This is a genomic window from Serratia sp. CoH_134_PS_4, from assembly GCF_058190535.1.
Genome location: NZ_JBXWKI010000012.1, coordinates 186,593 through 194,435, shown reverse-complemented (window position 1 = coordinate 194,435; position 7,843 = coordinate 186,593). Strand labels below are relative to the sequence as shown.

Sequence of the window (7,843 nt, the reverse complement as noted above, 5' to 3'; positions counted from 1 at the left end):
ATCGGTGGAGCTGCATGACAAAGTCATCGGGCATTATCTGAACATAAAACACTATCAATAAGTTGGAGTCATTACCCTTTAACCCATAAAGATTTACTTCTCGAATAAACAATTCTTTCATTCATACTTCTGTCATACCCGTTACCGTAGATAGTATCGGACGATAAACAGACCCAAGTATTGACCGGGAATGTGTCCGCGGAATTATCACTTTCTGTGTTTACTTTATTTTTAGAGGAAGACTCATATTCTTTAAATTTTATATTACTACAACCGCTAGACTCTACAGTATTGTAGGAAACTGACGAATTGTCATTAATTTCTCTTACTATGAATTTATCACTATTAAAATCAGAGGGTATGTTTATTTCAGGATTAATATCTGAAAAAGCGAACTTACAAATAAAAAATATAAAAAAAGCAAAATATTTAATTTTCATCTCTTATCTCCTTAACACAATCCCTTCAGGTTTATCTAAAGTAAACGCATTGTTTTCGTCTGGGAATTTTATTTCTGTCAACACAGCCAAAGCACAAGTATATGCACAGCAACGTTCTATAAATCCATTTATCCCTTGATAATTTCGTCTGCTGATAGCTCCTGGCAAGTTCACTGTTGCACTCGCCCGCCAGAATGCTGGGCTACGATAATAGATCCTAATACCATGCCCTGCAGTCACAGCCTGTCGCTGTAGTTCATGAGTCTCATCGGCATATTTTGCCATACCAGCTAATGACCAATAAAATCCTGCGCTATCGGCCGGGTCGAATACTCCAATATCGACATCTTCACGCCAAGACACCACTTCTGGCTCAAGTCCAGGATGTTGTCTATCATATAAAACCCTGTTATCTAATCTTTTTTCCCGTTCCCTGAGAGCACGATCTCCTTGGACCTTTCTGTAGTCACTGACCAATTCGTCCCGAACATCTTTATTAAATGTTCTTCCACGATATGTAAAATATTTATAAAAATTATCAGGGTTAGTTAACTGTAAGAACCCCCTGCCGTACCAAGGAAAATACCAAATGTTATAATGGTATCTATGCCCATTTTCGTCTGTAGCAGAATAACGATAATCTTCTCTAGTTACACTCAGCCATTTAGTTTCCTGTACTGAATTCCCTAAAAAACTCACCAACCGGGAAGGTGTGTTTATACAATATTTTCTAAACATCTTATTCAGCATTGGATAATGCCTTGAGAAAACAGATGTGTCACCTTCATGAAACGTGACTGGCTCCCAACTATAGCGAGAACCCGAAGGCCTGATTATATTACGAGGTACAACTTGTTTAAATTCTTCTCGACTGAGCCAGTTACATTTACGAAAATGGGAAATAAACACCTTTGACTCAAAATGCCACAGTTTTCCGCTCCCGAGAGTTCCGGAATCAAAACATAGCGCTTCTGCGTGCTGTTTAAACTTGCCATAATCCTCTTCACTCATGAGTACCCGATCCTTAGATTCCTGCGTGCCTGGCATCTTCCACGTTGCCGTATTTTCCGATGTGCACTTCTCCCAGGGCAGACCGGTCATCAACCATTTATACCTGTCATCAATAGTGCTTTTTTCCCATTCGAACGGTAAACAGCAAATAAGTCTGTCACTTTGAGCCTCGTACCTGCCCTCTTCCTGTAACTTTCTGATGATCGTCGAATTACACTGGCTGTGGGTATCTTTGTCATCATCAACCAGCAGCCATCCCGTCCAGTGAGGAAAATCGGCATCGCTAAACTTTTTAATGCTGGGATCGGCAAGATTTACCACCCCAGTTCCCCCCGGATAACTGATCGTCATCCATAATGGCGCGTCTGCTGGCACCAGTGTTTCATTATCCGTATTGATAACCCGGCCAAAACGAAGCAATTCAAACCCGGCGCTGGGGCTCTCCTTATAATTCCGCATAGCAGTTTTATAAAGATTGTATTCGTAGTCTTCACCATCGACGTTAACCAGCGGCTCACCCAGCAGATCATACTTACCGTCAATTTGCGTATTTTTTTTCCGGGTCACCATCGTACAGTTGCCTTGTGCCAGAGTCATGCTGGCATACAGAGGCGCATTGCTGGTATAGCGTTCACAAAGTCCGGTGATGGAAGTACTGTTATCTGCCGGAGGCTTGTCATAAAATTTTGTTCCTGCTGGCAGATAAAAATGGATATCACCGTAAACCGCATCGGTGCGACCGTCTTTCGAAATATCCAGTTCCTTCGTTTTTCGTCCCGTCAGTTTACTGATGTTGTCATCATCGCAGAAAACCTGGAAGTGAAATTCATTCTGGCCGTCAGTCATTCCGGAGGAGCCTAGCGGATCTTTACGGTAGATTTTGGCGTCAGTTTTTATCTCTGCTTCCAGAAACTTCAGATGCATATACAGAGAGTAAAAAACTACCTTACTCTCCTCTCCGGAACCTATTTCTGTCTCATGTTTCAATAAAACATAGCCATCATCCGTTCCCCTGATAGGGGCATACTTCAGTGGGAACTGATCTCTTTTCTCTGGCGGAGAGGGCTTGCGGAACGACACCACGGTCCCGTCAGCGATTGCCCTCACTTTCTCCGACGTTGTGCCTGCATCCGTATGTGATATATGGATGCCCCCATGCCAGGACTCTGATGCATTGAGAGGATATCCCCGGCGAGAGTTGACAGGCATCATCGCTTCAATCCAGTCTGCGTCAGACTGTGTGGCATCTTTCTCTCTCAGAAATGGAGGACTGATAATCATGTTGTGACTCCTTGTCAGGAAAAGCTGAAGTTACTGGAAGGTTCTGTGGTTTCAGGTGCCACATTCGGGAAGTCTTTTGGCTCATTGGCCTTATCTTTTCGCCCGTAATGCCCGGCTTTTGTCCGGTACTCCCCCTGAGTGGCAGACTCAATACCATTGGCATCAAGGGTGATATAACTTCCGCCCCCGTTAATCGTGACTTTTTTCTTCGCAGTAATATGGATTTCATCTTCGGTACTGGTGAAGCTGAGCTCGCCGCGCGCGAGCAGTTCCATCAGGCCGTTCTGCGCCTGTATTTTTACCGCCCCCTGATTGGCAATCAGCTTGATGCCAAGCTTGCGCACAAATACGCTCAAGGCATTGCCCACCCCGATGAACAGATTTTTAACCACGCTGACGTCCGCATTTTTACCGGCTGTGGCAATCAGGTTTTGGCCGGCAGACACCTGCAGATGTTGTCCGCTGGTCATCGCTATACCATCCGGCGCGCTGAGCAGCAGCACCGATTTTTTGAGGTCTGTCAGTTGCTGTTCCAGCAGTTTGATCTGCGCCTGGAGATTGGCCGGGTTTGCGGTCGCCCTCTGCGCGTCATCGGAGAGGGATGTCATCTGCTCCCGGGCATTACCCAGATTGCTGACTACCGGCTGCATCTCCAGTACCTGCCCCTGCGCCTTCGCCTGGCCGTCCGCACTGATGAATATTCCCTTCTGCGCCCGAATCGCCCCCCAACTGTCGGTTCTGAGCTCAAAACCCTCACCGCGCTTCTGCTTTTCACTGTCGACAAGGTGACCAAGATTCAGCTGGCTTTTGCCGCCATACTCGGTGGACACTTTGATATGCTCTTTCCCGCGCTCATCATCGAGGCGAATTTTGTTGTTGCTCGGGGTGCGCAGGACGTTACGTTTGTAGTTGCGGATGGTGACGTGGTCGCCGTGGGCCGAATCGTGCAGCACGCCGGAGATGTACGGCCGGTCCGGGTTACCGTCCTCAAAGCCAATCGCCACCTCAGTGCCTGCCAGCAGCGGCAGGTGCAGGCCGTAGGTATCCCCGGCATAGGGGCGTGACTGACGGACCCACAGACTCTCGAACCCGGTCTCCCAGTTATCTCGGTCAAACAGCATGTTGACGCGATAACGGCCGTCTTTATCGATATGCCCGTAGGTGTCGTTCTCGGTGGTGCTGGTGACGCGGGCCGGTAAGGTCCCCGCCATCTGCGGGCGTTTGCCCGGCTCGGGACGGAAGCTAATATCCGCGCTGTCCGGGATACCGTCGAAGCTGACACCAAAATCTTCATCCCGCCGCGCATGACTGCGCATCGCCGTGATGACCACACCCTGACTGAATACTTCGGCTACTTTATTTCCGCCGGTGACGTTCAGCACCTGCCCGGGCGCCAGTGTCGGGCAACTGGTGATGGCGCGAGTCTGCGTCTGGCCGTTCAGGTAGCGTTCGTGACGCACGCGGGCATAAAACGCCCCGGACTCCGGGGCCGGATTGTGGTCCCAGGTACTGCCCTGCGTCAGGTAGTTGTCCGCATAGTGATAGGCATCGCCGTAGGTGGTGGTGTCTCCACGGGTCGCGTCCACCTGGGTGTTCATGTCTTCCGTAGCCTGGCGGTAGTTGTAATCACGGGTGCTGACCTGCTTCTGCACCACGTTGTGATGGCTCTCCATCCCCCACACCGAGTCAACACCTTTTGAGTGCTGGCCCGAGGGCGGTACTGACGGCAGAGTCAGGCCTTTCTCGTAACCCTGCTGGCTGTCGTAAAACTCCACCACGTCGATGTTCAGGCGCGTGTCGGTGGTAAAACGGAACCAGATACCGATTTCGCCCAGCAGGCGGGTGATAAAGTGCAGGTCGTCCTCGCCATACTGCATCACCTGCTCACGGCGCGGGTACTCTTTTGAAAGCGAGAACAGGAAATCCTGGCCGCGCATGTTGTGACGCCCGCGCAGGATTTTTTCCACGATTTGCGGGACCGACATGTCCTGATAAATGGCGTTCTGATGCGAACGGTCAAGCAGCGCCAGGCGTGGCTGGAGCGTCAGGGCATAGTGGGTTTCATCTTTTGAGGTATTGAGACGTTCAAAGCCGCTCACCACCCCCTGAAGGGTTCGCACGGCCTGCTGCATTTTGATGCCGTAACCCTGATCAACCGGGGCCAGTAGCGTCAGGGAGGCGGCTTTCATCAGCATCATTTCTTTGCTGATGGCATGGTTAGAGCTTGTGAATTCAATACGGTAACTGAACGGCTTGCTCAGGGCTTCGTCACTTTCAAACGCCAGCACATCGAGTTCTGCTTCACATCCTTTCACCGACAACTGATGATGGTTGTGGCTGAATCTGATCGGGGGACTACTGCTCATGCGTGCACTCCTTGTGTACGGTCAAACTCCAGCCCGATACCCTCTTCCTCACTCCAGCTAAGGCATAGCGACTGTAGTTTCTGTTTCGCGGCCATGTGAGTCAGCAGTTGCTGGCTGAGTACCGGCAAGATTTGCTGATTTAGCAGACGGTCAACGTTACGTGCACCGGTATCCAGAAGCAGGCAAGCGGCGGTGAGGGTGTCGTACAAGTTCTCTTCGATATGCGTAGTCAGGCCGTAGTGACGGTGCAGGCGTTTGCTGACCTGTCCGAGTTTCATTTCAACAATGATGCGCATCGCGGGCTCATTCAGCGGACGGTAAATCACCGTCTGGAAGCGGGCCAGCAGTGCAGGCTGGAAGTGGTCACGCAATATCGGGCGCAGCAGTTCGTGCAAATCCCCTTCACTGGCGTCCGGCCGTTTGTCCAACCGTTGCATGATGTGATCACTGCCGAGGTTGGAGGTCATCAGGATGACCGTGTTACGGAAGTCAATTTCGCGGCCTTCGCCGTCGCGCATAAAGCCGCGATCGAAGACCTGATAGAACAGGTTCATCACGTCGCGGTGGGCTTTTTCCACCTCATCGAGCAGTACCACGCTGTACGGGCGCTTGCGCACCGCTTCGGTCAGAATGCCGCCCTGACCGTAACCGACGTAGCCCGGCGGTGAGCCTTTGAGCTGACTAACGGTATGTGGTTCTTGATATTCCGATAGGTTGATGGTGATAAGCGACTTCTCGCCACCGTACAGTACATCGGCCAGCGTGAGTGCGGTTTCGGTTTTACCCGTGCCACTCGGGCCGACCAGCAGGAACACCCCCTGCGGGCCATTCTCCGAAGTAAGGCCGGTTTTGGCGGCGCGCAGGCGCTGCGCAATGGCGTTGAGCGCCACGTCTTGCCCGACCACGCGTTTGCCGATTTCATCTTCCAGAGCCAGCAGTTCGGTCTGCTCGTCCTTCATTAATGAAGAGAGCGGTACGCCAGTCCAGTCGGCAATCACGTTGGCCACGGTACGGGTGTCCACATCCACCTGAACCAGCACATCGCCCTGCTGCGCTTGCTCCAGCTGCTGTTGCAGGTCGGTAATCTCAGCCTGCTGGCTGATGTCCTGCCGGCTGGCCATCAGTTGCTGCGCCAGCGCCTTTTCGTTGGTGAAACGGCCTTCCTGCTCCTGAATTCGCGCATCCAATTCAGTCCGCAGTTGCTCAATGACGCTCAGGCGGTCACCATGGCGGTGACTGCCGGCGGCAATATCCTCCAGCAGTGCCTGCTCTTCCAGCGCCAGTGCAGCCAGCTGTGCTTTCAGGCGCACAATGTGTTCAGGCACCGTATCGAGGCTCATACGCACACGTGCAGCGGCAGTGTCCAGCAGGTCAACGGCTTTATCCGGTAACTGGCGACCGGTGAGATAGCGACGGGACAGCGTGACAGCAGCTTTTACGGCATCATCATTAATGTGTACACCGTGGTGTTCCGCATAGCGGGATTTCAGGCCTCTGAGCATCAGACACGCCGTGTCGTCATCCGGCTCATCCACCTTCACCATCTGGAAGCGACGCTCCAGCGCTGCATCGCGCTCGAAATACTGTTTGTATTCGCTCCAGGTTGTCGCGGCAATAGTGCGCAGTTCACCACGGGCGAGAGCCGGTTTCAGCAGGTTCGCGGCATCCGCGCCACCCGCCTGGCTACCGGCACCGATAATGGTGTGGGCTTCGTCGATAAACAGCAGAATCGGCACTGGCGACTGCTGCACTGCATCGATGACGTTTTTCAGACGCTGTTCAAATTCACCTTTCACGCCTGCACCTGCCTGCAACAGGCCGAGGTCGAGGGTGCGCAGGCTGACCGGTTTGAGGGATTCCGGTACGTTGCCCTCGGCAATACGCAGCGCCAGGCCTTCGACCAGTGCCGTTTTGCCGACACCCGGCTCACCGACCAGGATCGGATTGTTTTTACGACGGCGGGAGAGAATATCGACCATCTGGCGAATTTCGGTATCACGACCAAAGACCGGGTCGATCTTGCCCTCTTTCGCTTTGGTGGTAACGTCAAGGGTGAATTTATCCAACGCGTTCTGCAGCGCCGGGCTTAGTTCGCCCTCTATTATCTCAGCGCCAACCGGACGTCCGATAAATTCCACTTCACCACCGTGGTTTTGTGCCAGTTCAGCTTCCTGTTGCACATCCAGGCGTTCATCTGACTGCGCGTCCAGCAGCGGGCGAAGACGCTCAAGCTGGCTCTGCCCGAGCGTCATCAGCGGCCACAGCCCGTCGCATCGCGCCAGTTTAGGCTTATCGACCAGCGCCATCAGCAGATGCACACTGCGGATGTGCTCTTCGTCGTTAAGGGAGGCAATCAGCCAGGCTTCCTGCATCAGCGTCTGAATACTGTCTGAAAGCTGCGGGCGACTGCGAACAGAGCGGGGAAGTGAATCCAGCCAGCCCAGCAAATCCTGCCACAGCGCATCCATATCCCATTCGTAGCGGCGTGCCAGCACCGTCAGGTCACCTTCCCCCTGTTCTAACAGCTTCAGCAGCCAGTGCTCTGGCAAAATTTCCGCATGGGCGCGGGTCTGGCAGAGCGACGCCGCACCTTCCATCGCACGGGCACAGTAAGGGTTCAGACGTCGCAACAGGATGGCTGGATTTTCCATGAATTTCTCTCTTTGTCGGTTCCTGGACACGCTACCGCCTATCGCTGTTTCCCGTGAAGGGGACCAAAGCGCATACGGTCAGGCTGGCAGTTTG

Annotated in this window: 4 protein-coding genes; 1 reads left to right on the top strand and 3 read right to left on the bottom strand. The window is 52.5% G+C overall.

The features are described from left to right. Positions 1-61: IS1 family transposase (locus AC2FCQ_RS18835; RefSeq protein WP_071528444.1), on the top strand; the 61-nt coding region annotated here is incomplete at its 5' end. A gap of 382 nt (positions 62-443) precedes the next feature. On the opposite strand, the gene AC2FCQ_RS18830 is transcribed toward AC2FCQ_RS18835, so the two are convergent. From AC2FCQ_RS18830 to tssH, 3 genes are read right to left on the bottom strand one after another with little or no spacing between them, the layout of a single operon-like run. Then, positions 444-2,732 (bottom strand): M23 family metallopeptidase, encoded by a 2,289-nt coding sequence (locus tag AC2FCQ_RS18830; RefSeq protein ID WP_490308711.1) that lies wholly within the window; start codon positions 2,730-2,732, stop codon positions 444-446. 14 nt (positions 2,733-2,746) lie between these two features. Beyond that, positions 2,747-5,098 (bottom strand): type VI secretion system Vgr family protein, encoded by a 2,352-nt coding sequence (locus tag AC2FCQ_RS18825; RefSeq protein WP_490308712.1) that lies wholly within the window; start codon positions 5,096-5,098, stop codon positions 2,747-2,749. Next, positions 5,095-7,749: a type VI secretion system ATPase TssH gene (tssH, locus tag AC2FCQ_RS18820; RefSeq protein WP_490308713.1), complete on the bottom strand. Its 2,655-nt coding sequence runs from the start codon at positions 7,747-7,749 to the stop codon at positions 5,095-5,097. Before tssH ends, AC2FCQ_RS18825 begins: the two co-directional genes overlap by 4 nt. Positions 7,750-7,843: the final 94 nt, after the last annotated feature.

What these genes read in the sequence shown, in the direction of transcription:
- AC2FCQ_RS18830 (WP_490308711.1), bottom strand. Translation starts at nt 2,732, where the DNA reads ATGATTATCAGTCCTCCATTTCTGAGAGAGAAAGATGCCACACAGTCT.
- AC2FCQ_RS18825 (WP_490308712.1), bottom strand. Translation starts at nt 5,098, where the DNA reads ATGAGCAGTAGTCCCCCGATCAGATTCAGCCACAACCATCATCAGTTG.
- tssH (WP_490308713.1), bottom strand. Translation starts at nt 7,749, where the DNA reads ATGGAAAATCCAGCCATCCTGTTGCGACGTCTGAACCCTTACTGTGCC.